The organism is Stenotrophomonas cyclobalanopsidis, assembly GCF_008710035.1.
In the GTDB taxonomy this organism is placed as follows: Bacteria; Pseudomonadota; Gammaproteobacteria; order Xanthomonadales; family Xanthomonadaceae; genus Stenotrophomonas; species Stenotrophomonas cyclobalanopsidis.
Window position 1 is genome coordinate 13330 of sequence record NZ_VYKI01000012.1, and the last position, 25457, is coordinate 38786.

At 67.2% G+C, this 25457-nt stretch carries 18 protein-coding genes, 1 pseudogene and 1 riboswitch; of the genes and pseudogenes, 9 read left to right on the top strand and 10 right to left on the bottom strand.

The features are described from left to right. Nucleotides 1-256: 256 nt before the first annotated feature. Nucleotides 257-520 (bottom strand): annotated as a pseudogene (locus FJU31_RS10855) (hypothetical protein); the annotation flags it as partial. Between the two features lie 23 nt (nucleotides 521-543). Next, entirely contained in the window at nucleotides 544-2634 is a 2091-nt protein-coding gene (locus tag FJU31_RS10860) for a catalase (protein ID WP_150454761.1), read from the bottom strand. A gap of 115 nt (nucleotides 2635-2749) precedes the next feature. On the opposite strand from FJU31_RS10860, the gene FJU31_RS10865 reads away from it, so the two are divergent. The 3 genes from FJU31_RS10865 to FJU31_RS10875 all read left to right on the top strand — a co-directional run bounded on the left by FJU31_RS10865 (nucleotide 2750) and on the right by FJU31_RS10875 (nucleotide 5649). Further along, on the top strand, nucleotides 2750-3484 hold the full coding sequence (locus FJU31_RS10865) for an AraC family transcriptional regulator (RefSeq protein ID WP_108769614.1): 735 nt from the start codon (nucleotides 2750-2752) through the stop codon (nucleotides 3482-3484). 81 nt (nucleotides 3485-3565) lie between these two features. Then, entirely contained in the window at nucleotides 3566-4936 is a 1371-nt protein-coding gene (locus tag FJU31_RS10870) for an amino acid permease (RefSeq protein ID WP_150454762.1), read from the top strand. Nucleotides 4937-5238: 302 nt separating this feature from the next. Beyond that, entirely contained in the window at nucleotides 5239-5649 is a 411-nt protein-coding gene (locus tag FJU31_RS10875; RefSeq protein WP_150454763.1) for a VOC family protein, read from the top strand. An 82-nt stretch (nucleotides 5650-5731) separates the two neighbouring features. Here the strand turns inward: FJU31_RS10875 and gcvP are convergent, their stop codons facing one another. Continuing rightward, on the bottom strand, nucleotides 5732-8599 hold the full coding sequence (gcvP, locus tag FJU31_RS10880; protein ID WP_150454764.1) for an aminomethyl-transferring glycine dehydrogenase: 2868 nt from the start codon (nucleotides 8597-8599) through the stop codon (nucleotides 5732-5734). A gap of 62 nt (nucleotides 8600-8661) precedes the next feature. After that, a riboswitch (glycine riboswitch) is annotated at nucleotides 8662-8764 on the bottom strand. Between the two features lie 319 nt (nucleotides 8765-9083). Here gcvP and FJU31_RS10885 point away from each other — a divergent pair. Beyond that, on the top strand, nucleotides 9084-10310 hold the full coding sequence (locus FJU31_RS10885; protein WP_150454765.1) for a multidrug effflux MFS transporter: 1227 nt from the start codon (nucleotides 9084-9086) through the stop codon (nucleotides 10308-10310). Nucleotides 10311-10401: 91 nt separating this feature from the next. Further along, nucleotides 10402-10794, top strand: a complete 393-nt coding sequence (locus FJU31_RS10890; protein WP_079222768.1) for a hypothetical protein — start codon at nucleotides 10402-10404, stop codon at nucleotides 10792-10794. Between the two features lie 121 nt (nucleotides 10795-10915). Here the strand turns inward: FJU31_RS10890 and FJU31_RS10895 are convergent, their stop codons facing one another. From FJU31_RS10895 to FJU31_RS10910, 4 genes are all read right to left on the bottom strand, one after another. Beyond that, nucleotides 10916-12880, bottom strand: a complete 1965-nt coding sequence (locus FJU31_RS10895; protein WP_150454766.1) for a M2 family metallopeptidase — start codon at nucleotides 12878-12880, stop codon at nucleotides 10916-10918. Between the two features lie 471 nt (nucleotides 12881-13351). Further along, a complete protein-coding gene (locus FJU31_RS10900) occupies nucleotides 13352-15001 on the bottom strand; it encodes a phosphoethanolamine transferase (RefSeq protein WP_150454767.1) in 1650 nt (549 codons plus the stop codon). Then, nucleotides 14998-15765 carry a phosphatase PAP2 family protein gene (locus FJU31_RS10905; RefSeq protein ID WP_150454768.1) on the bottom strand — a complete coding sequence of 256 codons (768 nt, stop codon included), beginning with the start codon at nucleotides 15763-15765 and terminating at the stop codon, nucleotides 14998-15000. Before FJU31_RS10905 ends, FJU31_RS10900 begins: the two co-directional genes overlap by 4 nt. A gap of 111 nt (nucleotides 15766-15876) precedes the next feature. Continuing rightward, nucleotides 15877-17580 carry an ArnT family glycosyltransferase gene (locus FJU31_RS10910; RefSeq protein ID WP_150454769.1) on the bottom strand — a complete coding sequence of 568 codons (1704 nt, stop codon included), beginning with the start codon at nucleotides 17578-17580 and terminating at the stop codon, nucleotides 15877-15879. A gap of 132 nt (nucleotides 17581-17712) precedes the next feature. Between FJU31_RS10910 and FJU31_RS10915 the strand changes: the two genes are divergently transcribed. Continuing rightward, nucleotides 17713-18423, top strand: coding sequence for a response regulator transcription factor (locus FJU31_RS10915; protein WP_150454770.1), 711 nt, complete (start codon nucleotides 17713-17715; stop codon nucleotides 18421-18423). Continuing rightward, nucleotides 18398-19693 carry a sensor histidine kinase gene (locus tag FJU31_RS10920; protein WP_425473694.1) on the top strand — a complete coding sequence of 432 codons (1296 nt, stop codon included), beginning with the start codon at nucleotides 18398-18400 and terminating at the stop codon, nucleotides 19691-19693. Before FJU31_RS10915 ends, FJU31_RS10920 begins: the two co-directional genes overlap by 26 nt. 217 nt (nucleotides 19694-19910) lie before the next feature. Here the strand turns inward: FJU31_RS10920 and FJU31_RS10925 are convergent, their stop codons facing one another. Beyond that, nucleotides 19911-20267, bottom strand: a complete 357-nt coding sequence (locus FJU31_RS10925; RefSeq protein WP_246161302.1) for a VOC family protein — start codon at nucleotides 20265-20267, stop codon at nucleotides 19911-19913. Between the two features lie 215 nt (nucleotides 20268-20482). Here FJU31_RS10925 and FJU31_RS10930 point away from each other — a divergent pair, with 215 nt between their 5' ends. Next, the gene (locus FJU31_RS10930) at nucleotides 20483-21733 is read left to right on the top strand and encodes a DUF819 family protein (RefSeq protein ID WP_150454772.1); all 1251 of its coding nucleotides are present in this window, start codon (nucleotides 20483-20485) and stop codon (nucleotides 21731-21733) included. A gap of 284 nt (nucleotides 21734-22017) precedes the next feature. Here the strand turns inward: FJU31_RS10930 and FJU31_RS10935 are convergent, their stop codons facing one another. Together FJU31_RS10935 and FJU31_RS10940 are read right to left on the bottom strand one after the other, a co-directional pair. Beyond that, entirely contained in the window at nucleotides 22018-22242 is a 225-nt protein-coding gene (locus FJU31_RS10935; protein WP_108765908.1) for a YbdD/YjiX family protein, read from the bottom strand. Beyond that, nucleotides 22242-24323 (bottom strand): carbon starvation CstA family protein, encoded by a 2082-nt coding sequence (locus tag FJU31_RS10940; RefSeq protein WP_150454773.1) that lies wholly within the window; start codon nucleotides 24321-24323, stop codon nucleotides 22242-22244. The genes FJU31_RS10935 and FJU31_RS10940 overlap by 1 nt, the downstream gene beginning before the upstream one ends. Before the next feature lie 233 nt (nucleotides 24324-24556). Here FJU31_RS10940 and FJU31_RS10950 point away from each other — a divergent pair, with 233 nt between their 5' ends. Then, complete coding sequence (locus tag FJU31_RS10950; protein ID WP_150454775.1) at nucleotides 24557-25408, top strand: pirin family protein; 852 nt, start codon at nucleotides 24557-24559, stop codon at nucleotides 25406-25408. Nucleotides 25409-25457: the final 49 nt, after the last annotated feature.

Genomic DNA, 25457 nt, shown 5'->3' on the forward strand with positions numbered 1-25457 from the left:
CCGCCGGGCGGGCGATCGCCCCCCCCCCCCCCCCCCGCTCCCCCCCCCCCCCCCCCCCCCCCCCCTCGACTCTACCGCGCACCCCTTTTTCACGGCGCGCCTGCCGGGCTCCAGCAGCGCGTTCCTGTTGTTCTTGTGGCCGCAGCAGCGGCGTGCGCGGACCGCCCGGCGTGTCCTGCCAATGCAGGCAGTGACGCTCAGATCCCCGCACCTGGCGCTGCAGGTGCGGGCGGGGCTGCCTGGGTGATGATCAACCTCTGGCGCGCGTTCGGGCAGCCTTTTTCGCTGCTGCCTTCTTTGTAGCAGTCTTCTTCGCAGCGGCTTTTTTCGCCGGCGCCTTCTTCGCCGCCTTGCGCGCGCTGCCGCTGCGCTTGCCACCGCCATCCTGCTTGTTGACGGTGGCCCAGGCGATGCGTTCGGCGGTGCTTTCACTGGCGCCGCGCTCGCGTTCGCTTTCCTCGATGTGCTCGGCCTGGCGCCTCTGCTTGTCGGTGTAGGCGGACTTCTCACCCCGGGGCATGTCGCTTCTCCTGTGAGGGACGGTCAGGCCAGCAGGCGCAGCTTCGGCTCGCGCGCCCATTGGCGGGTGGCTGCGGCAGCGAGGAAGGCCTTGGCGTCTTCCGCTTCGACGGTGCCGGCATCGTTGCCGACGCGCGCCGCCTTCAGCAGCGCCTGGCCGCCGGCATCGCTGGCGATGGCTTTCAGGTGTGCCCACGCGTGGCTGACGAACTCGACGGCGGCGGCTTCCTTGGCCAGCGTCTTGCCGCCTTCTGCACTGAGTACCACGGCCACGGCGTCGAACACGGCCGAAGGTGTGCCGGCCAACTGGCCATCGGCGGCCTGCCGCTTGCCGTCGCTGAGCGTGGCACCCCCCACTTTCGGCGCTACCAGCTTCACCTCGGCGCCAGCCTTCTGCGCGGCCTTGCGCAGGCTGGCGATGACCCCCGCGTCCGAGCCTTCATCGAAAAGAATGCCAATGCAGCGTCCCTGCAGCGTGTCCTTCGTGCGGCCGATGATGCGCACCTCGGGAACGGCGGGCATGTCCTGTGCCGGCGTTTCGGTCGGTGCGGCATCGGGCAGGTCGCCCAAGGCCAGGCCATCGGCCACTCGCCTGGCCAGCGACTCGTCGATGTTGCGCAGGTGGCTGACGGTACGCACGCGTACCTTCATTGTTTCTACTTTCGAAAGCTCGAACACCAGCGCCGAGGCGAGGTGCGCCTGCTCCGGCTTTTCGAGGCTGCGGAAGAACGCACGCGCCTGGCTGTAGTGGTCGGCGAAGCTCGCCGCACGCGTGCGTCCCTTGCGTCCGTCGTCGGCAGTTGCATGGCTGCGGAAGCCGGCCGGGGTTTCGCGCGGGCTGTCGTCCTCCAGCGAGCTCGGATCGTAGGCCACGCGCCCCTTCGGCACCTGCATCTGCATGTGGCCGTCGCGCTGGTGGTTGGCGAACGGGCACTTCGGCGCATTCACCGGAATCTGGTGGAAGTTCGGCCCGCCCAGGCGGATCAGCTGCGTGTCCAGGTACGAGAACAGTCGGCCCTGCAGCAGCGGGTCGTTGCTGAAGTCGATGCCGGGCGGCACGTTGGCGGGGCAGAACGCCACCTGCTCGGTTTCGGCGAAGAAATTGTCCGGCCAGCGATCCAGCACCATGCGCCCGATCACCTTCAGCGGCACCAGCGACTCGGGAATGATCTTGGTCGGGTCCAGATGATCGAACGGGAACGCATCGGCCTCTTCTTCAGTGAACAGCTGCACCGCCAGTTCCCATTCGGGGAAGTCGCCGCGCTGGATTGCCTCGAACAGGTCGCGACGATGGAAATCGTTGTCGGCCGACTGCAGTTTCAGCGCTTCGTCCCACACGGTGGACTGGATGCCCAGCTTCGGCCGCCAGTGGAACTTGACGAAGGTGGACTCGCCCGCCTCGTTCAACAGGCGGAAGCTGTGCACGCCGAAGCCCTCGATCATGCGCAGCGAACGTGGAATGCCACGGTCGCTCATCGCCCACATGATCATGTGCATCGATTCGGGCATCAGCGAAATGAAATCCCAGAACGTGTCATGCGCGCTGGCCGCCTGCGGAAACGCGCGGTCCGGCTCCATCTTCACCGCATGCACGAGGTCGGGAAACTTCATCGCATCCTGGATGAAGAACACCGGGATGTTGTTGCCCACCAGATCCCAGTTGCCTTCGGGGGTGTAGAACTTGACCGCGAAGCCACGCACGTCGCGCGGGGTGTCGACCGAGCCGGCGCCGCCGGCCACGGTGGAAAAGCGGGTGAACACCGGCGTCTTCGTGCCGACCTCGGTCAGCACGCGGGCGCGGGTGTACTTCGCCAGCGAACTGGTCAGTTCGAAATAGCCATGGGCGGCGCTGCCGCGTGCGTGCACGATGCGCTCGGGAATGCGCTCATGGTCGAAGTGGGTGATCTTTTCGCGGAGGATGAAATCCTCCAGCAGGGTGGGGCCGCGCGGGCCCTCACGCAGCGAGTTCTGGTTGTCGGCTACCGGGATGCCCTGGTTGGTGGTCAGCGCCGGGTGGCTGCCGCCGGCAAGCTGGTGCAGTTCGTCACCCTCGCCGCGGTGCTGGTCAATGCTGGGGGAAGGTGCGCGCTTGCCGGTCGGCTTGCTGGCGGCCATCGGGATATCTCCGAGGTTGCAGGGGGAAAGCAGTGACAATCCTTTGTAGCCTGTTAACGCCCGGTTGGGTCGGGGTGAACGTACGGGCAAAACCGCGCTCGGGTATGCTTGCCGCATGCGAGTCGAACCCACCGACATCGAAGCCCTGTTCGACGCCATCCCGGACGTGCTGTTCTTCATGAAGGACCGCCAGGGCCGCTACACCCACGTCAACCAGACCATGCTGCGACGGCTGGGGCTGCGTGCGCGCAAGGATGTCATCGGCCGTACTGCGGCCGAGATCTACCCGACCGGTCTGAGCGCGGACTATGTGGACCAGGATGCGCGCGTGCTGTCCGGCGAGGTGATCGAGAACCTGATGGAGCTGCACCTGTTCGCCAACCGCGAACCGGGCTGGTGCCTGACCTGCAAGCGGCCGCTGCTGGTGGATGGCAGCATCCAGGGCCTGATCGGCATCTCCCGCGACCTGGGCCAGAAGGACAGCCTGGGCAGCCAATACGAGCAGCTGCGCCTGGCCCTGGCCCACCTCAACGCGCACTACGCTGAAAACGTGCGCATGCAGACCCTGCTGGACATTACCGGCTTCTCGCTGTCCAAGCTGGAGCGCAGCTTCCGCAAGGTGTTCCAGATGACCCCGCAGCAGGTGCTGACCCGGCTGCGCATCCAGATGGCCATGCACCTGCTGCACGGCGACGACAGCATCGCCTGCATCGGCCAGGCCTGCGGTTTCAGCGACCAGAGCGCGTTTACCCGCAAATTCAAGGCTGAAACCGGTTTCTCGCCGCGCGCCTACCGGGCGCGTATTGGAGAGAATGTCGATGCCACTGTCGGCGAAGCCATGCTGCCCTGAGCGGTCTGCTGCACTGTGCCTATCCCCGTGGGTGGGGGACAATGTAAGGTGACGCCCCTGTAGCCGCCGCCAGTCCCGCCGATGCCCGCCAGCCCTGTTACGCCTGCCTCGTCTTCCCGCCTCGGCCATTCGCTGAAGCCGCGCCAGCTGATCATGATGGGCCTGGGCAGCGCGATCGGCGCCGGCCTGTTCCTCGGTTCCGGCGTGGGCGTGCAGGCGGCCGGTCCGGCCGTGCTGGTGTCCTATCTTGTCGCCGGCGCGCTGGTGATCATCGTGATGAACGCCCTGGGCGAAATGGCGGCGGCCAAGCCGACCAGCGGCGCGTTCTCGGTGTACGCGGCCGATGCCATGGGCGCCACCGCCGGTGCCACCGTGGGCTGGCTGTGGTGGGTGCAGCTGGTCATCGTCATCGCCGCCGAGGCGGTCGGTGCGGCCGGCCTGCTGGCCACGGTCTGGCCGGTGATACCGGTGCCGATGGCGGCGCTGGCCTTCATGCTGTTCTTCACCGCGATCAACCTGCTCGGGGTGAAGAATTTCGGCGAGTTCGAATTCTGGTTCGCCATCCTCAAGGTGGCCGCCATCCTGGTCTTCATCGCCATCGGCATCGCCCTGCTGATGGGCTGGCTGCCGCAGGTGGCCTCGCCGGGGCTGAGCAACTTCACCCAGCACGGCGGCTTCGCGCCCAAGGGCCTGGCCGGCATCGGCGCGGCCCTGCTGGTGGTGGTGTTTGCCTTCGGCGGCACCGAGATCGTGGCGGTGGCCGCGGCCGAGACCGAGGATCCCGAGCGCAGCATCGCCCGTGCCATCCGCACCGTGGCCTGGCGCATCCTGGTGTTCTACATCGGCTCGCTCAGCGTGATCATCGCGGTGGTGCCGTGGACCAGCGAATCGCTGAAGTCGCCGTTTGCCGCGGTGCTCGCGGTCGCCAACATCCCGGGCGCGGCCACGGCCATCACCCTGATCGCGGTGATCGCGCTGCTGTCGGCGCTCAATGCCAACCTCTACGGTGCCTCGCGCATGATCTATTCGCTGGCGCAGCGCCGTGAGGCACCGGCCGTGCTGGGCTGGACCGACCCGCGCCAGGTGCCGGTCATCGCCGTGCTGGCCAGCGTGCTGTTCGGTTTCGCCGCCACCATCATGGAGCTGCTGTTCCCAGGCAAGGTGCTGCCGGTGCTGCTGAACATCGTCGGCTCCACCTGCCTGCTGGTGTGGACGCTTTCGCTGGTTTCGCAGCTGGTGCTGCGCCGTCGTGCCGATCGCCTGGGCACCCGCCTGCCGTTCCGCATGGCCGGTTTCCCGTGGCTGACGGTGTGCGCGCTGGGCATTCTGGCGCTGATCTTCGGGCTGCTGCTGAGCGAGGCGCACACGCGTCTGCAGTTCCTGTCGATGGTGGTGCTGACCGCCGTCATCGCCGCCGGCAGCGCCATCGCCCGGCGCATGCGCGCAGCCTGATCCTGTAGAGCCGACCCTACGGTCGGCTGCCGTTGCTGTGTCTTTGTAGAGCCGACCCTATGGTCGGCTGCTGTTGCTTTGGCTTTGTAGAGCCGACCCTACGGTCGGCTGCTGTTTGCGCAGACGTCAGCCGAGCATGGGCTCGGCTCTACAAGGGCAGCGTCCGGCAGCCGAGCATCGGCTCGGCTCTACAAGGGCAGCGCCCCTGAGCCGAGCATGGGCTCGGCTCTACAGGAGGCATACATCCGCCGTGCCATCCTGATCGCGTGGGCCGTCACCGGCCTGTCGAACAGGAGTGCCGCATGCTGCGCAGTCGCCCGTTCCTGATGTTCACCGGCCAGGCCGAGGCCGCCTTGGCGCTGTACGCCGAGGCCTTCGCCGATTTCCGTCTACTGGGCCTGCAACGCCACCCCGAGGGCGCCGGCGCTGGCGTGCCCGGCCAGGTACGCCAAGCCATCTTCCTGCTGGGGGGCACGCACTACCTGTGCTTCGACAGCCTGGATGTGCACGACTTCACCTTCAGTCCGTCGATCTCGCTGTTCGTCGAATGCGCCGGCAGCGAGCAGTTCGAGCGTGCAGCACGCGTGCTCGGCGAGGGCGGGCACTGGCTGATGCCGGTGGGTGACTACGATTTCAGCAACCGCTACGGCTGGGTGCAGGACCGCTACGGCGTGTCGTGGCAGCTGAGCCTGGGGCAGATGCCGGACCCGTGATCGGTTCAGCCGCTGCGTTCGCCGGGCATGGCCCGGCGCTACCGCAAATGATAACGGCCCGCTTGCGCGGGCCGTTCGTTGATCATGCCTCGACTTCATCGTCCTTGTAGGCATCGACCGGGATGCAGGCGCACATCACGTTCTTGTCGCCGTACACGTTGTCGACGCGGGCCACCGGCGGCCAGTACTTCTGCAGCTTCAGGCTGGGCAGCGGGAAGGCTGCCAGCTCACGCGGGTAGGCGTGGGTCCACTCGCTGGCGGTCACCGCCGTCGCGGTATGCGGGGCGTTCTTCAGCGGGTTGTCCTCGCGGTCCAGGCGGCCATCTTCGATCGCGCGGATTTCCTCGCGGATCTGGATCATCGCGTCGATGAAGCGGTCCAGCTCGTGCAGCGATTCGCTCTCGGTCGGCTCGACCATCAGCGTGCCTGCCACCGGGAAGCTCAGGGTCGGGGCATGGAAGCCGAAGTCGATCAGGCGCTTGGCCACGTCTTCGGCGCCGATGCCGCTGGTCTTCTCCAGCGGGCGCACGTCGAGGATGCACTCGTGCGCCACCAGGCCGTTGCGGCCGGTGTACAGGGTCTTGAAGTGCGGGGCCAGGCGCTTGGCGATGTAGTTGGCGTTGAGCTGGGCCACCTGGGTGGCCTTGCGCAGGCCTTCGCTGCCCATCATGGCGATGTACATCCAGCTGATCGGCAGGATCGAGGCGCTGCCGAAGCTGGCCGCGCTGACCATGCCGACCGGGCCGTTGTCACCCAGCTTGCCCGGCAGGAACGGCGCCAGGTGTTCCTTCACCGCACACGGGCCAACGCCCGGGCCGCCGCCGCCGTGCGGGATGCAGAAGGTCTTGTGCAGGTTCAGGTGGGAAACGTCCGAACCCCACTTGCCCGGCTTGGCCACGCCGACCAGGGCGTTCATGTTGGCGCCGTCGGTGTACACCTGGCCGCCGTGCTGGTGGATGATCTCGCAGATCTCGACCACTTCTTCCTCGAACACGCCGTGCGTGGAGGGGTAGGTGATCATGATCGCGGCCAGGCGGTCGCTGTACTTCTCGGCGTTGATGCGGATGTCTTCGACATCGACGTTGCCGTTGGCATCGGTCTTGGTCACCACGACCTTCATGCCGCACATCTGCGCCGAGGCCGGGTTGGTGCCGTGCGCCGAATCCGGAATCAGGCAGATGTCGCGATGATCTTCGCCGCGCGAGCGGTGGTAGGCGCGGATCGCCAGCAGGCCGGCGTACTCGCCCTGCGCGCCGGAGTTCGGCTGCAGGCTGACCGCGTCGTAGCCGGTGCACTCGACCAGCATCGCTTCCAGCGTTTCGATCAGTTCCTTGTAGCCCAGCGCCTGGTCGGCCGGCACCAGCGGATGGATCTGCGAGAACTCCGGCCAGGTCACCGGGATCATCTCGGCGGTGGCGTTGAGCTTCATGGTGCACGAGCCCAGCGGGATCATCGTGCGGTCCATCGCCAGGTCCTTGTCGGCCAGCGAACGCAGGTAGCGCAGCAGCTCGTGCTCGCTGTGGTGGGTGTTGAACACCGGGTGGGTCAGGAACGCGGACTGGCGCAGCAGGGCCGCCGGCAGTTCGTCGGCGGTGCTGGCATCGAGCGCTTCCACGTCGGCCTGCGCACCGAACACGGCGGCCAGGGCGACGATGTCGGCGCGGGTGGCGGTCTCGTCCAGGCTGATGCCGACCGAGTCGCTGTCGATCGCACGCAGGTTGTAACCGGCGGCACGCGCCTTGGCGTGGATCTCATCGGCGTGTACGCCGGTGATGTGCAGGGTGTCGAAGAAGTCGCCACCGACCTGCACGCCGGCGCTGCGCAGCGACGCGGCCAGGATCGAAGCCAGGCGGTGGGTGCGGCGGGCGATGCGGGCCAGGCCTTCCGGGCCGTGGTAGACGGCGTACATCGAGGCCATCACCGCCAGCAGCACCTGCGCGGTGCAGATGTTGGAGGTCGCCTTCTCGCGGCGGATGTGCTGCTCGCGGGTCTGCAGGGTGAGGCGGTAGGCCGGCTTGCCTTCGGCATCGATGGAGACGCCGATCAGGCGGCCCGGCATCGAGCGCTTGTAGGCATCACGGCAGGCCATGAATGCAGCGTGCGGGCCGCCGAAACCGAACGGCACGCCGAAACGCTGGCTGTTGCCGACCACGATGTCCGCGCCCCATTCGCCGGGAGCGGCCAGCAGGGTCAGGGCCAGCAGGTCGGTGGCCACGGCCACCAGGCCGCCGCGCGCGTGCACGGCATCGACCAGCGCCTTGTAGTCGCCGACCTGGCCGAAGGTGTCCGGGTACTGCAGCAGCAGGCCGAAGGCCTCCGCTTCCAGTGCTTCGGCCGGGGTGCCGACGCGCAGCACGATGCCCATCGGCTCGGCACGGGTGCGCAGCAGTTCCAGCGTCTGCGGGTGCACGGCGTCGTGCACGAAGAAGGTGTCCGACTTCGACTTGGCCGAACGCTTGGCCAAAGTCATCGCCTCGGCGGCGGCGGTGGCTTCGTCCAGCAGCGAGGCGTTGGCGATCTCCATGCCGGTCAGATCGGCGCACAGAGTCTGGAAGTTGATCAGCGCTTCCATGCGGCCCTGCGAGATTTCCGCCTGGTACGGGGTGTAAGCGGTGTACCAGGCCGGGTTTTCCAGGATGTTGCGCAGGATCACGTTCGGCGTGTGGGTACCGTAGTAGCCCTGGCCGATGAAGCTGCGCAGCACGGTGTTCTTGTCGGCGATCGCGCGGATCTTCGCCAGCGCCTGCACTTCGGTCATCGACTCCGGCAGTGCCAGCGGTGCGGGCGACTTGATCCTGGCCGGCACGATGGCATCGGTCATCGCATCCAGCGTGGCGTGGCCAACGACGTCGAGCATCTGCGCGATCTCGGCATCGTTGGGGCCGATGTGGCGCTCGACGAACGCGGAATGATGCTCGAGCTCACGCAGGGAAGGGGTGTTCTGGGACATGGCGAAGGATCCGTCAGGAAAGGGCACACGCACGGGCACGAGCCGCCGGTTGGCGGTCTGCGGGGCGCCCCTCTGTCCTTTTGCCTGAGAGTTTAAAAGTGCGGCTGGCCGCAGCTTCGTGCCCCTTCGGCGCCGGATCGAACCGGTCTCTCCAGAGTTCTGTTACGGGTGGTATCGGGCCTGAGCGATTACGGGCGTTGCGCCTTCGGCAGCGGTGTTCCGCTTCTCCCACCATGTTGCCCGCCCATTATACGGGTTGCCATAGCCGCTTGCCGCGGCTGAACACGGGCCCGCAGAGGGGCAGAACCCCTGCGGGCCTGAATGGCCGATGGCCCGGCCATGCGTTCTGTGCAGGGGTCGATGGCATCGGCCGCAATCCGGGCCTATGATGGCCGGACTCTCGTATTCATCTGGCGCCGTCCCTGCTGCAGGGGATCGGCGCCCGCCGTGCGTGCCACGCATGGCCCAGCCGGACGCTTTGCCGATGACCCCCGCTGTTGCCCCTTCCACCCGACGCATGGCCCTGCTGCTCGCAGGCCTGGCCATGTTCGGCCCGTTCTCGATCGACACGATCTTCCCGGCCTTCCCGCAGCTGGCCCAGCGCCTGGCGGTGGACGAAGTGGCCGTGCAGCAGACCATCAGCGTCTACCTGCTGTTCTATGCGCTGATGAGCCTGGCCCACGGGCCGCTGTCCGATGCCTGGGGCCGCAAGCGGGTGATCCTCGGCGGCCTTGTGGTGTTCATCGGCGCCTCGGTCGGCTGCGCGCTGTCCACCGACCTGAGCACGCTGCTGGTGTTCCGCGCGCTGCAGGGCCTGTCGGCCGGCGTGGGCATGATCGTCGGCCGCGCGGTCATCCGCGATCTCTACCACGGCCACGATGCGCAGCGGCTGATGAGCCAGGTATCGATGCTGTTCGGTATCGCCCCGGCCATCGCGCCGATCATCGGTGGCTGGATCCTGCTCAGTGGCGCCGGCTGGCCGCTGATCTTCTGGTTCCTGGTGGTGTTCTCGCTGCTGCTGCTGGTGTGCACCGCCCGCTTCATGCCGGAGACCCACCCGGCGGAGGCGCGCGTGCCGTTGTCGCCGCGCGTGCTGCTGCGCGACTACGTTCGCATCGGCTTCAACCCGCGCTTTCTGCGCCTGGCCCTGGCCGGCAGCGTCGGTTTCGGTGGCATCTTCCTGTACATCGCCTCGGCGCCGGTATTCGTCATGCAGCACCTGCACCTGGGCGAAGGTGGCTTCGCCTGGTTGTTCATCCCCACCATCGGCGGCATGACCACCGGTTCGTTCCTGTCCGGGCGCATGGCCGGGCGCACGACGCCCACCCGGCAGGTCGCCACCGGCTTCATCCTGTGCACAGTGTCCGTGCTGCTCAACGTCGGCTACGTGAGCCTGGCGCCGCAGTTCGCCCTGCCGTGGGCGGTGCTGCCGATCTTCCTCGGCGGCATGGGCATGGCGCTGATCTTCCCGATCCTGGCGCTGGCCGTGCTCGACATGTACCCGCACCAGCGCGGCCTGGCGTCCTCGCTGCAGGCGTTCATCCAGCTGATGATCAGCACCGTGGTGGCTGGCGTGGTGTCGCCGCTGCTGAGCGGCAGCCCGCTGCACCTGGCCCTGGGCCAGGCCGCCTTCTTCGCCGGCGGCTTCGTATTCTGGTACTGGGAACACCGCCGCGAGCGCGCAGTGCAGGCAGTGGCCACGGGCCATTGAGCAGCGCGGACCGGTGATCGACGCTGCGTGAAACGGCGTCGCGGCCGGGGTGCGTTATCCTTGCGCCCCCTCGTCGCGGTATCGCCTTCCCATGTCCACCACCTCCAAGACCCGCCGCGACCAGCGCCGCCGCCAGGAAGAAAAGGCTGCCAACAAGGCCGCCGCGCAGGCCTCGCCTGTCGAGCCGCATGCCGAACTGCGCGATGCGCAGCGCACGCTGCTGGCCGGCGTCGTGCGCCGCGATGGCGAGTGGGTACTGGGCATGGATGGCCGCATCGCCGGCCACAGCGAGAGTGCCGCGCAGGTGCTGGCGCTGATCATGCAGGCCGGTGAACTGCACGAGCGCAAGGGCACGCCGGTGCGCCTGGTGTATTCCGATGCGCTGCGCGATGCCGCGCAGGCCGAGGCCAAGGAGAAGGGCCAGACCTTCGAGGAATACAAAGCCGAACTGGCCGCGGCGATGGCGGCGAAGAAGAACAACTGACCTGCAGTGGGTAGCGCCGGGCCATGCCCGGCGAGCGCAGCGGTGCAATGAAAAGCCGCCGGGCATTGGCCCGGCGCTACCGAAATCAAAGGGGCGGATCCTCGCGGACCCGCCCCTTCTTTCATTTCGCTGCCGGTGCCGCGCTGGCCTGCCAGCCGCACATCTGGCCCTGGTTCTGCTGCTTCAGCCAGTCGTTGACCGGGCTGAAGTACTCGATCATCGGGCCGGCATCGAGCTTGTCACTGCCGGTCAGCTCCTTCAGCGTGGCCTGCCACGGCTGGCTGGCGCCCTTGCTCAGCATCGCCCAGTACTTCTGCCCGGCTTCCTTGTTGCCGTAGAAGGTGCACTCATGCAGCGGGCCCTTGAAGCCGGCCGCATCGCACAGGCCCTTGTAGAACTGGAACTGCAGGATGCGCGCCAGGAAGTAGCGGGTGTACGGGGTGTTGCCCGGCACGTGGTACTTCGCGCCCGGATCGAAGAACTCCTCGCCGCGGGTGCTGGCCGGCGCCACGCCCTGGTACTTCGCCTTCAGGTCCCACCACGCCTTGTTGTAGTTGTCCGGGGTGATCGAACCATCGAACACACCCCAGCGCCAGCGGTCGATCATCAGGCCGAACGGCAGGAACGACACGCCCGACAGGGCCATGCGCATCTGGTTGTTGATGACCGCCTCGCGGCTCTCGGTCGGCGCGTCCACCAGGCCGATCGAGCTCAGGTACTTGGGCGTCATCGCCAGCACGATGGTGTCGCCGATCGCTTCGTGGAAGCCATCGTTGGCACCGCCCTGGAACAGGGGCGGCAGCGGGTTGTAGGCCAGGTCGTAATAGATGTGGCCCAGCTCGTGGTAGATGGTGGTGAAGTTCTCTTCGTTCGGCTTGATGCACATCTTGGTGCGCACGTCGCCTTCCATGTTCATGTCCCACGCACTGGCGTGGCAGACCACGTCGCGGTCATCGGGCTTGATGAACTGGGTGCGTTCCCAGTACGACTGCGGTAGCGAGGGCATGCCCAGCGACACGTAGAAGTCCTGCGCGCGTTCGGTCATCTGCCTGGCGGTGCGCAGTTCGGCCTCGCGCTGCGCCTTGTACTGCGCGGCGACGTTGGCATCCTTGCCGGCCTTGGCCAGCGCCGCGCTCAGGTTGGCCTGGTACTGCTTTTCCAGCGCCGCGGTGATGTCCAGGCTGCCGGCGCCCGGGTACGGTTCCAGCTGGTCCCACAGGTTGGACCAGTCCTGCTGCCACATGTTGCCCATCAGGTGCGCGGCGATCAGGCCGTTGCCCACTTCGGCCTTGTCCTTGCCGTAGGTCTTGTCCAGCTTGCCGCGCGCGTAGCAGTGCAGCTGCTCGTACATCGGCTTGACCTGTTCCCACAGGCGGTCGGTTTCCGGCCCGATCTGCTCCGGCGGCATGTCGTAGCCGCTGCGCCACATCTGCCCGGCATCGGTGAAGCCCATGCCCTTGGCGCCTTCATTGACCAGGCTGACGAACTGCTGATAATCGCCGCGCATGCCCTTGGTGGTGCTGTGCCAACCCTGCCACGCATCGAGCTGCGCGTCGTAGTCGCGGCTGCGCGCCAGCACCTGCTCCAGCTCGCCGAGCTGGCGGCACGAGTTGGGATCGTTGGCATCGGTGCAGTACTTGCCCGCGCCGTAGCTGCCTTCCATGCGGGTGGCAATCTGGGTCAGCTGGGCCAGCTTGGCCGGATCACGCGGCGCTGGCATCGAGGACATCAGCTTGAGCAGGTGAATGGCGCGCTTGCTGTCCTCGCTCATCGGCTGGCCTTCGAACTTGCCGGCCTGCTCGATCCAGCTGTTGAGCTGGGTCAGCGAGCGCTCGTTGGCCTTGGCGGCGATGCGTTCGGAATCGCTGTTGATGTAGGTGGAGGACAGCCACTGTGCCGAGGTCATCTCCGGGTAGGCGGCCTTGAATTCGGCGTTGATGCGGGCGACGAACTGGTCGGCGGTCTCGACGGCGGGCGCGCTGGCGGTGGCGGCCTCGGTGCCGGGCGAAGCTTCCTTCTTGCAGGCGACCAGGGCCAGCGTGGCGGCGGCGATAGCCGAGGCCAGCAGGAGATGGCGGTGAGTCACGGGCGGTCCTTGGGTGGTGAACGACGGCCGAAGGCTAGTGGGCGCGCGTGCCTACCGCAAGTGGGGAAAGTTGGTGGGGGGCGGCAGGGCTGCGCCCTGCACCCGCAGAGGCGAAGGCAACGTCAACGTCAAAAGTGGGCTGTCCGTGGGTCACCGCCCCACCTTCGACAGGTTCACGCGGCTGTTGTTAGGTGCCGACCAACGGTCGGCACCCACCAACAGCAGCGGAAATCGGCACCCACCAGAGCAGAACACCGTTCCGACAGATCGCGGGAAACTGTCGAAGGCGGGGTGGGTCCGGTTGAGGGGGGGGAGCGCCATGGATGGCGCGACCAAGCCTCCATGGAAGGACTTACGGCGTCCCCCTCAACCGGACCCACCCCGCCAACCCTCAGCAAACCGGCTTTTGACGTTGACGTTGACGTTGATTCTGCAGGTGCAGGGCTGCAAGCCCTGCCAGAACACCTCCCCTCAGCTCTCGCAGCCGGCGAAGAGGTCGCGGTCGCGTTCGTACAGCGCCGTCTTCACCTGCATCAGCCCCAGCACCGACGGGAAAAGGTTGTCGTGGTCGGTGTGCGCCGCCGAACGCTTGCGCAGGCACTGCAGGTCCAGCCCGCGGCTGCGGGCGAAACCCGGCGAGAACCACATCGTCATCGGCACGCGGGTCTGCTCGGCCGGAGCGATCGCGTACGGTACGCCGTGCAGGAACAGGCCCTTCTCACCCAGCGACTCGCCGTGGTCGGAGAGATAGATCATCGCCGTGTCGTAGTCCTGCAGGCCCTGCAGCGTGCCGATCGTCCTGCTCAGCAAGTGGTCGGTGTAGAGCACCGCGTTGTCGTAGCTGTTGACGATCTCCTCGCGCGAGCAGCGGCCGATGTCACGCGTATCGCAGGTCGGCTTGAAGCGCGCAAAGGCGGCTGGGTAGCGCTCGAAGTAAGCCGGGCCATGGTTGCCCAGCTGGTGCAGCACCACCACCCGATCGCCCGGCTTGGCACGCACCTGCGTGGCCAGGTCCTGCAGCAGGATCTCATCCATGCAGCGGCCATCCGCACACAGGCCGGGCGTGGTCGCGTCGGACAGCGACTGGAAATCAAGACCTTCGCAGACGCCCTTGCAGCCAGACTGGTTGTCACGCCACAGCGGCGTGACGCCGGCGCGGTTCAGGACGTGCAGCAGCGATTGGTGCGCGCGGATTTTCTTCTCGTCGTAATCGTGGCGGCCCCAGGGCGAGTACATGCAGGGCAGCGAGACTTCGGTGCTGGTGCCGCATGAATGCATGTCCGGGAAATTGATCACCGCTGCCTGCGCCAGTTCCGGGGTGGTGTTGCGCCCACCGTTGAGGCCCCAGTCCTGCGCACGCACGGTCTCGCCCATCACGATCACCAGCAGCCGCGGCTTGCTGGTCGCCGCGCGCGGGGTGGCCTTGGCATCGGTGCCGATCGGCAGCTTAGGAGCATGCTGCACCGGGTTGTCGCTGCGCAGCGCACGCGGCAGGCCCAGCAGCACGTTGGCCGGGGTGGCCAGGTAGCGCACTTCGCGCTGGTTGCGCATCAGCGCCGAGACATCCTGGTACGAAATCAGCGCGCCACCCACGGCAGTGACCGCCGCCACCAGCAGGAAGCCCACGCGCCACAGCAGGCTGCGGCCCCAGCTGCGGCGGCGCAGTTCCACCCGCCACAGCAGCACCATCGGCAGCACCGCCAGCAGCAGCACGGGCCAGACCAGCGAGGCTGTCATCAGCTCGCGGCTTTCCTTCGGGTCGGTGGCCAGCACGTTGCGCAGCATGTCCGCATCCAGGTAGATGTGGAACTGGCTCATGTAGTGCGCGGCGAAGGCGGTCACCAGCAGCAGCACGCTGGTCACCACCTTGGCATTCCAGCGCCAGACGAGGATGCCCAACAGCACGCCGTGCGCGCCGAGCAGCAGCAGGAACAGCGACAGCGCGTAGCGCAGGCTGCCGGGATGGCTGGCCATGGCGCTGTGCCAGAAAAGGCCGTTGCCGGCGACGGCGAAGAACAGGCTGGTCAGCGCGATCAGCGCTTCGGTGGACAGCTGCGGGCGCCAGCGGCGAAGGCTGGCAAGTGCCGGCAGGCGCAGCGGACGATGGACCGATGCATTCATGCACGTGCCTCCTGGCGGGTCGGACGTTGCAGCGTGCGGCGGACCAGCAGCCGCTGCGTGATCAGGAACAGGCCCAGCGACAGCAGCCAACATAGTAGGGCCGTGGCGACGTCATGCGAAAGAAAATGGGCGCCGCGCAGCTGCTGGCTGATGCCGAACACCAGGCCGCTGCCGAGGCCGATCCACAGCCCCGCCCAGCGCCACGCCGGGCGCCAGAGCAGGGCGAAGAAGTACAGGCACAGCCAGGCGTAGCCGGCGCTGGCATGGCCGGCCGGGAAACAGGCACGCGCAGGCATGCTCTCAGGGCGGCTGGCCAGCAGGCCGATGAAGGGCTCATGGCCGCCATAGCGCAGCAGGTCCCAGGGGCACTCCATCGGCACCAGCGCCTTGAGCAGAGAGACCAGGCCGGTGCCCAGTGCCATCGCAACCACCACGTACAGCAGCGCCCAGCGCAGGGTGCGGTCGCGGCCACGACGCCAGTGGTGGAAGCACAGCAGGGTCGCCACCAGGGCCGCCGCCGTGCTCAGCCATTTGCCGCCCTTGTGCACGACCGCGCGGGTCAGCCAGGCATCCTGCAGTGCCCAGTGGCCGCCCTCCAGGCGGAACAGGTGGTCGGCCACCCACTGGTCACCGCCAAACCCCATCAACAGCACGAACAGCGGAACGCCGACGGCCAACGGCAGCAGCAGGTGCGTCAGTACGAACCGCGATGCCAACCACGAAGGCGCGAAGGCAAAGGCGGGGACAGGGGAACGAGCGGGCATGCGGGAAAAGGCCGTGGCAGGAATCCGCGGCCATGCTCGTCGCCGTCATGTCGGAGAAGGGTCGTACACCCGTTCGCCCCGGGTTAACGCAGCCCCGGCGCGAGCCAGCGTTCAGTCTTCTTCTTCTGAAGCGCCGGCACGTTCGGCATGGCAGCCGGCGTCCCAGGCACTGCCCGGCAGCAGCTGCCAGCGGTTGCGGTTGGCGATACCGATGTCGATCACCTGGGCCGGATCCACGCAGGGGCTCATGGCCTTGTCCAGCACCAGCACCCAGCGGTTTTCCGGGGCCTCGGCCAGCCACGGCCCGGCATCGTGCCACTGCTCGGCCCAGGGGCGTTTGAAGCCGAACTCACGTACCGGCCGGTCGGCCTGCAGCAGGTTCTGTTCGCGCCAGGCCACCAGGGCCAGCTCGGCATCCGGACCGATCCGCTTGCCGACCCGCTGCATCAGCGCCGAGGCGGAGGCGTAGGGGTCCAGCGTCGGCATCAGCACCAGCCCATAGAGCATCCACAGCATGCCGTGGGTGAGCAGGACCAGCACGACCGCACGGCGCACGCGCAGCCACACCGCCAGCGTGGCCACGGCAATGGCGAAGACCAACAGGCCGTTGCCCAGCACCGGCAGCAGCGAATCGGGCATTGCCCGCCGTGCCAGCTGTGCCTGCGCCCAGTGGCTGTCGGTCATCATCATCACGCCCAGCGTGCCGGTGGCGAGCATCAGCAGCAGGCTGTAGCCGAACAGGTAGCCGCGCACGCACCGGCGGCGCAGCAGGCCCGGCAACAGCGGGGCCACGGCCAGCGCCATCGCCGGCAGCATCGGCAGCACGTAGACCTCGCGCTTGCCAGGGCTGGCAGTGAAGAACAGCAGCACCAGCAGCGCCCAGCCCAGCAGCAGCCATTGCCGGCGATCGCCGCGGCGCAGGCGGCGCCACCAGGGCTTGGCGAGCAGCGGCAGAAGCAGGCTGCCGGGCAGCCACAGCGTCAGGATCACCCGCAGGTAGTACCCGGCCGGCTGGCGGTGATGCCAGGCGTTGGTGTAGCGGGTACCGGTCTGCTTGAACAGCAGCTCATGGGCATACGACTGCAGTGATGCGCTGGGCTCGTGCAGCAGCGCCCAGCCCAGCGGCGCCAGCCACACCGCCGTACCCAGCAGGAAGGCCGGCAGCAGCCAGAGCAGGGTGGCCGGGTGCGGGACGGACACGGCCTGCCCGCGACGGCGCTGGTACAGCCACCAGCCGAACCAGGGCAGCACGATCAGCAGTGGCAGGAAGCCCACGCCCTTGGTCACCGTGCCCAGCCCGGCGGCGAAGCCGGCCAGCCACAGCGCCGGCAGGTTGCGGCGTTCACCGAGGTGGCGCAGCAGGCCCCACAGGGCCACAGTGGTCATCGCCACCAGCACCATGTCGATCTGTGCGCGCTTGGCCATCAGCCCGAACTGCAGCGTGCAGAACAGCGCCGCCATCGCGTACAGGGAGTGCCGTGGCGACCACAGCCGTCGCGCCAGGTCCGAGACCAGCCACAGGCTGAGCAGGGCCGCCAGCAGCGAGGGCAGCAGGAACGACCACTGCCAACTGCCGACCACCTGGTGGGCGACGGCCTGCAGCCACATGAACACCGGCGGCTTTTCCGCGTAGAGCTCGTTGCCGCGGTGCGGCAGCAGCCATTCCCCGCTGTCGACCATGGCCCGCGCGGCCAGCACGAAGCGCGGCTCGTCCGGCGGCTGCGGCTGGCGCATGCCGATGCCGGCGCCCAACGAGACGATCATCAGCACCCAAAGCAGGGGCAGAAACCAGCGGCGGGGCAGGGCTACGGGCACAGCGGGCTCCGGGAGCGAAACGGCCATTGTCGGAAACAGGAAGTGGGAGAGGCGTCGGAGACGTGCGCAGGGCGACCGCATTCCGACATGGTCAGCGCTACCATGGTACGAACTTATGTGGACATTCTGCGCATGCGCCTGTTAGTGATCGAGGACAGCCGCCAGTTGGTGGCCAACCTGTTCGACTATTTCGAGTCGCGTGGGCACGTCCTCGACGTGGCCCCCGACGGCATCACCGGCCTGCACCTGGCCGCCAGCCACCCCTACGACGCGGTCATCCTGGACTGGATGCTGCCGCGCATGGAAGGGCCGGAAGTGCTGCGCCGCCTGCGTACGGACCAGGGCTCGGAAGTGCCGGTGATCATGCTGACCGCCCGCGACGAGCTGCCGGACAAGATTGCCGGCTTCCGCGCCGGTGCGGACGACTACCTGACCAAGCCCTTCGCCCTGCCCGAGCTGGAGGTGCGGCTGGAGGCCCTGCTGACCCGCGCGCAGGGGCGCAACCCCCGCAGGCGGCTGCAGGTGGCCGACCTGGTGCTGGACCTGGCGACCCTGGAAGCCCAGCGTGGCGGCCGGGCGCTGCATCTCTACCCGGCCTGCCGCAAGCTGCTGGAAGTGCTGATGCGGGCCAGCCCCGGCGCGGTCACCCGCCAGCAGCTGGAGTTCGCCCTGTGGGGCGACGAGCCGCCGGATGGCGACCTGCTGCGTTCGCACGTCTACGAACTGCGCCGCAGCGTGGATGGCCCCTTCAATGACAAGCTGATCCATACCCTGCCGCGCGTCGGCTACCGGTTGGCGGCCAGTGGCAGTGCAGGCAATGGAAGCAATGAAGAAAGCGCGTAAGCCGGGGCCGCTGTACCGGCGTGTGCTGGGCTGGCTGCTGGGCTATCTGGCGCTGATCTCGCTGGCGGTGTTCAGCGTGGGCAACTACGTGCACGAACATGCCGAGCATGCGGCGTGGCGCGCGTTGCTCAACTCCGAACTGGACAGCATCGTCGAGCACACCGAGCACGAGCCGCAGTATCACTGGCAGGATTCGGACACTCTCAGCCTGTACCGCTTCGACGAAGCGAACATGCCTGAAACCCTGCGCGACCTGCATCCGGGCCTGCATGACGGGGTGATGGTCGGCGAGCGCGAGACGGCGGTGATGGTGCGCGACACCGGCGCGATGGGGCGGGTCGCCCTGGCCCTGGACATCTCCGACTTCCACGACCTCGAACAGTTCGCCACTAGCTGGGTGATGCTGGCCGGCATCATCATGGTGTTCGTCACCGTGCTGATGGCCTCGTTCGGCATGGAGCGCGTGGTGCGCCCGCTGAGCCTGCTGGCCCAGCATATCGGCGCACTGCGGCCCGGCGAGCAGGGCCAGCGCATCGACGTCGACCCGCGTGGCAGTTCGGAACTGCACACGATTGCCGACGCGCTGAACGATTACCTGGACCGCAACGAGCAGTTCGTCGAGCGCGAGCGGGTGTTCATCAGCACGGCCAGCCATGAGCTGCGCACGCCGATCGCGGTAATGACCGGTGCGGCCGAGCTGGCGCTGGAACAGCCGGGGCTGCCCGAGCGCGCGCGCCAGCAGATGCAGCGCGTGCTGCGTACGGCGCAGGGCGTGGAACAGCTGATCGAGCTGCTGCTGGTGCTGGCCCGCGATCCGGCCCGGCTGGCCGCGCGCGCCGAACGCATCGCGCTGGACCAGCTGCTGCCGGAGATCGTCGACGACCATCGCCACCTGCTGGGTGACAAGGACCTGAGCATCGGCATCCAGGCCGCACCGGTGGACATCGTCGCGCCGCTGGCGGTGGTGCAGGCTGCGATCGGCAATCTGCTGCGCAATGCCATCGAGAACAGCGGGCGGGGCCACATCGAACTGCGGCTGAGCCCGCAGGCGGTGCTGACCCTGCAGGACCCGGGGCATGGCATGGCACCGGAAGAGATCGCCGCCATCCACGCGCGCATGGCCCGTGGCGAACGTGCGGATCGCGGCGGCATCGGCCTGGACCTGATCGCCCGCCTGTGCGAGCACCTGCGCTGGACCCTGCACCTGCAACCCGTCGAGCCGCGCGGCACCCTGGTCACCCTTGACTTCGGCGCGTCGCGTCCCAGCTGACCGACCGCCCTGGTGGATGCCAACCTTGGTTGGCACCCTGCAGCCCTGGTAGATGCCAACCTTGGTTGGCACCCTGCAGCCCTGGTAGATGCCAACCTTGGTTGGCACCCTGCAGCCCTGGTAGATGCCAACCTTGGTTGGCACGCTTGCCGTCGACCAAGGTCGACGCCTACCAGAGCAATTGCCGGCGCGCTCCGATCGACGCCAGCCAAATCAATCACCGTCCCTTCGGGCGCTCCACATGCTGGTCGATCAGGATCACGTTGCCGTCGGGATCGGCCAGCTGCAGATACCCCGTGCCCTGTCCGTCCGGATCCGTGCGCGCGGTCAGCTCGATGCCCTGTGCATCCAGCGCGTCCTGCAGTTCGCGCACATCCTGGAACTCGCCAAGCTCCTGCCGGAACTGGTCCCAGCCCGGATTGAAGGTCAGCAGGTTGCCTTCGAACATGCCCTGGAACAGGCCGATGACGATGCCGCCATTGCGCAGCACCAGCCAGTTGCGTGCGGCATCACCGCCGGTCACCACGAAGCCCAGCGCTTCGTAGAACCCGCGCGAGACCGCCAGGTCCTTCACTGACAGGCTGACCGAGAAAGCACCCAGTTGTGCATGACCTGCTCCGATGGCGATGTGCCGATGGCGATGCGCGGTTGGCGATGGGCAATTCTGCGCAGGTCGTGGAGCCGCGGCAAGCAGCGCAGCATGACCCGGCGTGAAGGCGATGTTAACCTCGGGGCAGCGCCGCATCCTGCGGCGTTTTTTTTCCGCTCTTTCGATCGACAGAGGATCCCATGCCGACCGAACCCGCTACTGCCCTGATCAGCAACGACATCGTGGGCCTAGGCCTGATTGCCGCCACCCTTGCCCTGATCTTCTGGGCGGCCAGTGGCCCGACCCCGCTGCTGAAGAAGATCTTCGCCTGGGTGCCGGCCCTGCTGCTGTGCTACTTCATCCCCGCCATCTACAACACCGCCGGTGTCATCGATGGCCACAACACTGCGCTGTACAACCCGGTGGCCCGCGACGTGCTGCTGCCGGCCGCGCTGGTCCTGCTGACCCTGTCGATCGACCTGAAGGGCATCGCCAAGCTCGGCCCGAAGCTGCTCGTGGTGTTCTGCGCCGGTACCGCCGGCATCGTGCTCGGCGCCATCGTCTCCTTCCAGACCATGAAGCTGATCCATCCGGAAACGGTGGCCGGTGATACCTGGGCCGGCATGGCCGCACTGGCTGGAAGCTGGATTGGTGGGGGCGCCAACATGGTGGCCATGCGCGAAGTGTTCGGCGTCGATGCCACCACCTTCGGCCAGTTCGCGGTGGTCGACGTGGCCTGCGCCAGCCTGTGGATGGCCATCCTGCTGTTCCTGGCCAACCGTGCGCAGCAGATCGATACCCGCAATGGCGCCGATACCCGCGCCATCGATGAAATGAAGGCGCGCATCAGCGCCTACGACGCGCAGAACGCCCGTATTCCCAGCATGACCGACCTGATGATCATCGTCGGAGTGGCGCTGGGCGGCGTCGGCCTGGCCCATGCGATCGCGGCGCCGCTGGCGGGCTGGTTCAAGGCCAACGTCAGCTGGGCCAGCCAGTTCAGCCTGGACAGCCAGTTCGTGTGGGTCATCCTGCTGTCCACCGCGATGGGCCTGGGCCTGAGCTTCACCCGCGCGCGCCGCCTGGAAGCCGCCGGCGCCTCGCGACTGGGCACGGTGTTCCTGTATTTCCTGATCGCCTGCATCGGCATGCAGATGAATCTGCTGTCGCTTCTGGACCGGCCATGGCTGTTCCTGCTGGGCGCGATCTGGATGGCAACGCACGTGCTCGTGCTGTGGGTGGTGGCCAAGCTGCTGCGTGCGCCGCTGTTCTTCTTCGCCATCGGCTCGCAGGGCAACATCGGTGCGGCGGCATCGGCCCCGGTGGTGGCGGCGGCGTTCCATCCTTCGCTGGCACCGGTGGGCGTGCTGCTGGGCACGGTGGGCTACGCCACCGGTACCGGCCTGGCGTATGTCACCGGCTTGATCCTGAAGTGGATGGCCAACGGCTGAGTAATTCGGCCGGGGGCGCCTGGCATCCGCCGTGGTGCCGGCCGCTCGCCGGCCATCCATGGCGCTCACGTCCCCGGAACCGGACGCATCCGTCTTCGACAGTTGGCTGGCGGCCAGTAGATCCACGCCATGCGTGGATGAAATCTGTCAGGTAGCGATAAGTAAAACGGGGTCACATCCGCTTCCCTTTGGAAAACGGATATGACCCTGGACTCAAATTCGACAGCTGGAAGGTCTAATCCACGCATGGCGTGGATCTACTGAAGGTATCGAATCCAAACACCTCAGCAGCAGCGACCGCCGTTGCGACCGCCGTAGCGCGCTTCCTGCCTCTCGCGGAAGAACGTCTTGTAGTCCATCGGTTCCTGATCCGGATGCTTCTCCAGCATGTGCCGGACGTAGTTGTCGTAATCAGGAATCCCACAGCACAGCCGTGCGGTCTGCACCAGGCGCCGCCAGATGCGGCGGTGCGTCTGGTACTGGCCGACGGGAACCAGTTGCGTGCTCATTACAGATCCACCATTTCGTGCGGCTTCAGCGCCACGTACGGGGTCTCGCGGTCACTGCGCTGCGGATTGCGGCGGGCCGCCAGGATGGTCTTGATCGAGTACACCAGCACCGCACCCACCACCAGCAGGAACAGCGCGGTCAGGCTGGTGTTGACGTAGGCATTGACCACGATCTGCTGCATCTGCGCCACCGACTTGGCCGGCGCGGTGATCGTGTCGCTGGCGATCGCCGCCTGATACTTGTGCGCCTGGGCCAGGAAGCCCTGCGCCGGGTTGCTGTCGAAGATCTTGATGAAGCCGGCATAGGTGGTGCAGATCAGCAGCCACACGGCCGGAACCGCGGTCACCCACGCGTAGCGGTCACGCTTCATCTTGAACAGCACCACCGTGCCAAGCATCAGCGCGATACCGGCCAGCATCTGGTTGGAGATGCCGAACAGCGGCCACAGTGTCTGGATGCCGCCGAAGGGATCGACCACGCCGGTGTAGAGCAGGTAGCCCCACAGCGCCACGCAGCCGGCGGTGCCGATGATGTTGGCCGTCCACGACTCGGTCTTCTTCAGCGCCGGGATGAAGTTGCCCAGCAGGTCCTGCAGCATGAAGCGACCGGCACGGGTACCGGCATCGACCGCGGTCAGGATGAACAGCGCTTCGAACAGGATCGCGAAGTGGTACCAGAAGGCCATCATCGCGTCGCTGCTGCTCGGGATCGCCTCGTGCAGGATCTGCGCGATACCCACCGCCAGCGTCGGTGCGCCACCGGCGCGGTGCAGGATGGTCGGTTCACCGATGGCCGCCGCCGTGGCGGTCAGCTGTTCCGGACTGATGGTGAAGCCCCAGGTGTTGGTGATGAAGTGCGCCGCCGAGGCCGCATCGGCACCGATCACCGCCGCCGGGCTGTTCATCGCGAAGTAGATGCCCGGATCGATGATCGAGGCGGCCACCAGCGCCATCACTGCCACGAACGATTCCATCAGCATGCCGCCGTAGCCGATGTAGCGCATGTGCGATTCATTGGCGAGCAGCTTGGGCGTGGTGCCCGAGGAGATCAGGGCATGGAAGCCGGACACCGCGCCGCAGGCGATGGTGATGAACAGGAACGGGAACATGCCGCCCTTCCACACCGGGCCGTCGCCGCTGGCGGCGAACTGGGTCAGCGCCGGCATCTTCAGTTCGGGCATGACCACCAGGATGCCGATGGCCAGGGCGATGATCGTGCCGATCTTCAGGAAGGTCGACAGGTAGTCGCGCGGGGCCAGCAGCAGCCACACCGGCAGCACCGAGGCGACGAAACCGTAGCCGATCAGCATCCAGGTGATCTGGGTGCCGGTGAAGGTGAATGCCGGGCCCCAGGTCGGGTCCGCCGCCACCTTGCCGCCGAACCAGATCGCGGCCAGCAGCAGGATCAGCCCGACCACCGAGATCTCACCGATCTTGCCGGGGCGGATGTAGCGCATGTACACGCCCATCAGGATCGCGATGGGCATCGTCGCGATCACCGTGAACATGCCCCAGGGACTTTCGGCCAGCGCCTTGACCACCACCATCGCCAGCACCGCCAGGATGATGATCATGATCAGGAAGGCGCCGAACAGGGCGATGGTGCCGGGCACCTGGCCCATTTCCTCTCGCACCAGGTCGCCCAGCGAACGGCCGTTGCGGCGGCTGGACAGGAACAGGACCATGAAGTCCTGCACCGCGCCGGCGAGCACCACGCCCACCACCAGCCACAGCAGGCCGGGCAGGTAGCCCATCTGCGCGGCCAGCACCGGGCCGACCAGAGGGCCTGCGCCGGCGATGGCGGCGAAGTGGTGGCCGAACAGCACGTGCTTGTTGGTCGGGACGTAGTCCAGGCCATCGTTGTTGATCACCGCGGGGGTCGCCCGGGTCGGATCGAGCTGCATCACCTTGTCGGCGATGAACAGGCTGTAGAAGCGGTAGGCCACCAGGTACAGCGATACCGCAGCGACCACGATCCACAATGCGTTGATGTGTTCGCCGCGGCGCAGGGCCACAGTGCCCAGACAGAACGCGCCGAGCAGGGCGAGGGCCGCCCAGCCTATTTTGGAAAACCCTTTCATGAGGTGCTCTCTCCCGGAAAGATGTTCAAAGGGTCCCGCGTGACCTGTGCACGGTCAATCGCTACGGAACCTTTCTGCGGTAGTACTTTGGTCGAACACAACGCAGGCACCGCCGCGGGGCGGACATGACGCACGGCGAACACCAGCAATGGAACAATCGGTTGCGGCGCCGCCCATTGGCGTTGCGGCCCGCGGCGTCCATCTTCACTGGCATCCATCCAACAGGAGTCGCCATGAGCCTTCCCGAACCGGTCCGCGTGCAGCGCACCATCCGTGGCATGCCCACCTCCGACGGCGCCGGCGTGCGGCTGACCCGTGTCATCGGCGGCCCGTCGCTGCCCGACCTCGATCCGTTCCTGCTGCTGGACGAATTCGGTACCGACCGTGCCGAGGACTACATCGCCGGCTTCCCGGAGCACCCGCACCGGGGCTTCGAGACCGTCACCTATATGCTGGACGGGCGCATGCGCCACCGCGACAACCACGGCAACGAAGGCCTGCTGACCCCGGGCAGCGTGCAGTGGATGACCGCTGGCCGCGGCCTGGTCCATTCGGAGATGCCGGAACAGGAAAGCGGGCAGATGCGCGGTTTCCAGCTGTGGGTGAACCTGCCGGCGCGCGACAAGATGACCGATCCGAAGTACCAGGAGTTCGCGCCCGAGCGCATTCCGGTGGTGCAGCCGGCCGAGGGTGTGCAGGTGAAGGTGATCGCCGGTACCGTCGATGGCACGGTCGGCCCGATCGCCCAGCCCGCAACCGATCCGGTGTATCTGGACATCAGCCTGGACGCCGGCCGCGCCTGGACCTACACGCTGCCGGAAGGGCACAACGCCTTCGCCTACGTGTTCGAGGGCGGGGTGACGGTGGGTGAGCAGGACGCCGCGCGTGACGTGGCGCGCCAGGAGCTGGCGGTGCTGGGCGGCGGCGAGCAGCTGCACCTGTCGGCCGGACGCGAAGGCGCGCGGTTGATCCTGGTGGCGGGTCGCCCGCTGCGCGAGCCGGTCATGCGCCATGGTCCGTTCGTGATGAACACCCGGCAGGAACTGATGCAGGCCTTCGTCGATTTCCAGGAAGGCCGCTTCTGAGGGGTAGCGCCGGGCCAGGCCCGGCGGCTTTCCCAGCGCCGCGCGCAAG

Bases quoted from the DNA above. Each gene is read 5' to 3' on its own strand.
- FJU31_RS10885 (WP_150454765.1), top strand. From the start codon at position 9,084: ATGACCCCCGCTGTTGCCCCTTCCACCCGACGCATGGCCCTGCTGCTC.
- FJU31_RS10935 (WP_108765908.1), bottom strand. From the start codon at position 22,242: ATGAGCACGCAACTGGTTCCCGTCGGCCAGTACCAGACGCACCGCCGC.
- FJU31_RS10905 (WP_150454768.1), bottom strand. From the start codon at position 15,765: ATGCCCGCTCGTTCCCCTGTCCCCGCCTTTGCCTTCGCGCCTTCGTGG.
- gcvP (WP_150454764.1), bottom strand. From the start codon at position 8,599: ATGTCCCAGAACACCCCTTCCCTGCGTGAGCTCGAGCATCATTCCGCG.
- FJU31_RS10900 (WP_150454767.1), bottom strand. From the start codon at position 15,001: ATGAATGCATCGGTCCATCGTCCGCTGCGCCTGCCGGCACTTGCCAGC.
- FJU31_RS10875 (WP_150454763.1), top strand. From the start codon at position 5,239: ATGCTGCGCAGTCGCCCGTTCCTGATGTTCACCGGCCAGGCCGAGGCC.
- FJU31_RS10950 (WP_150454775.1), top strand. From the start codon at position 24,557: ATGAGCCTTCCCGAACCGGTCCGCGTGCAGCGCACCATCCGTGGCATG.
- FJU31_RS10890 (WP_079222768.1), top strand. From the start codon at position 10,402: ATGTCCACCACCTCCAAGACCCGCCGCGACCAGCGCCGCCGCCAGGAA.
- FJU31_RS10930 (WP_150454772.1), top strand. From the start codon at position 20,483: ATGCCGACCGAACCCGCTACTGCCCTGATCAGCAACGACATCGTGGGC.
- FJU31_RS10865 (WP_108769614.1), top strand. From the start codon at position 2,750: ATGCGAGTCGAACCCACCGACATCGAAGCCCTGTTCGACGCCATCCCG.
- FJU31_RS10870 (WP_150454762.1), top strand. From the start codon at position 3,566: ATGCCCGCCAGCCCTGTTACGCCTGCCTCGTCTTCCCGCCTCGGCCAT.
- FJU31_RS10940 (WP_150454773.1), bottom strand. From the start codon at position 24,323: ATGAAAGGGTTTTCCAAAATAGGCTGGGCGGCCCTCGCCCTGCTCGGC.
- FJU31_RS10860 (WP_150454761.1), bottom strand. From the start codon at position 2,634: ATGGCCGCCAGCAAGCCGACCGGCAAGCGCGCACCTTCCCCCAGCATT.
- FJU31_RS10920 (WP_425473694.1), top strand. From the start codon at position 18,398: ATGGAAGCAATGAAGAAAGCGCGTAAGCCGGGGCCGCTGTACCGGCGT.
- FJU31_RS10915 (WP_150454770.1), top strand. From the start codon at position 17,713: ATGCGCCTGTTAGTGATCGAGGACAGCCGCCAGTTGGTGGCCAACCTG.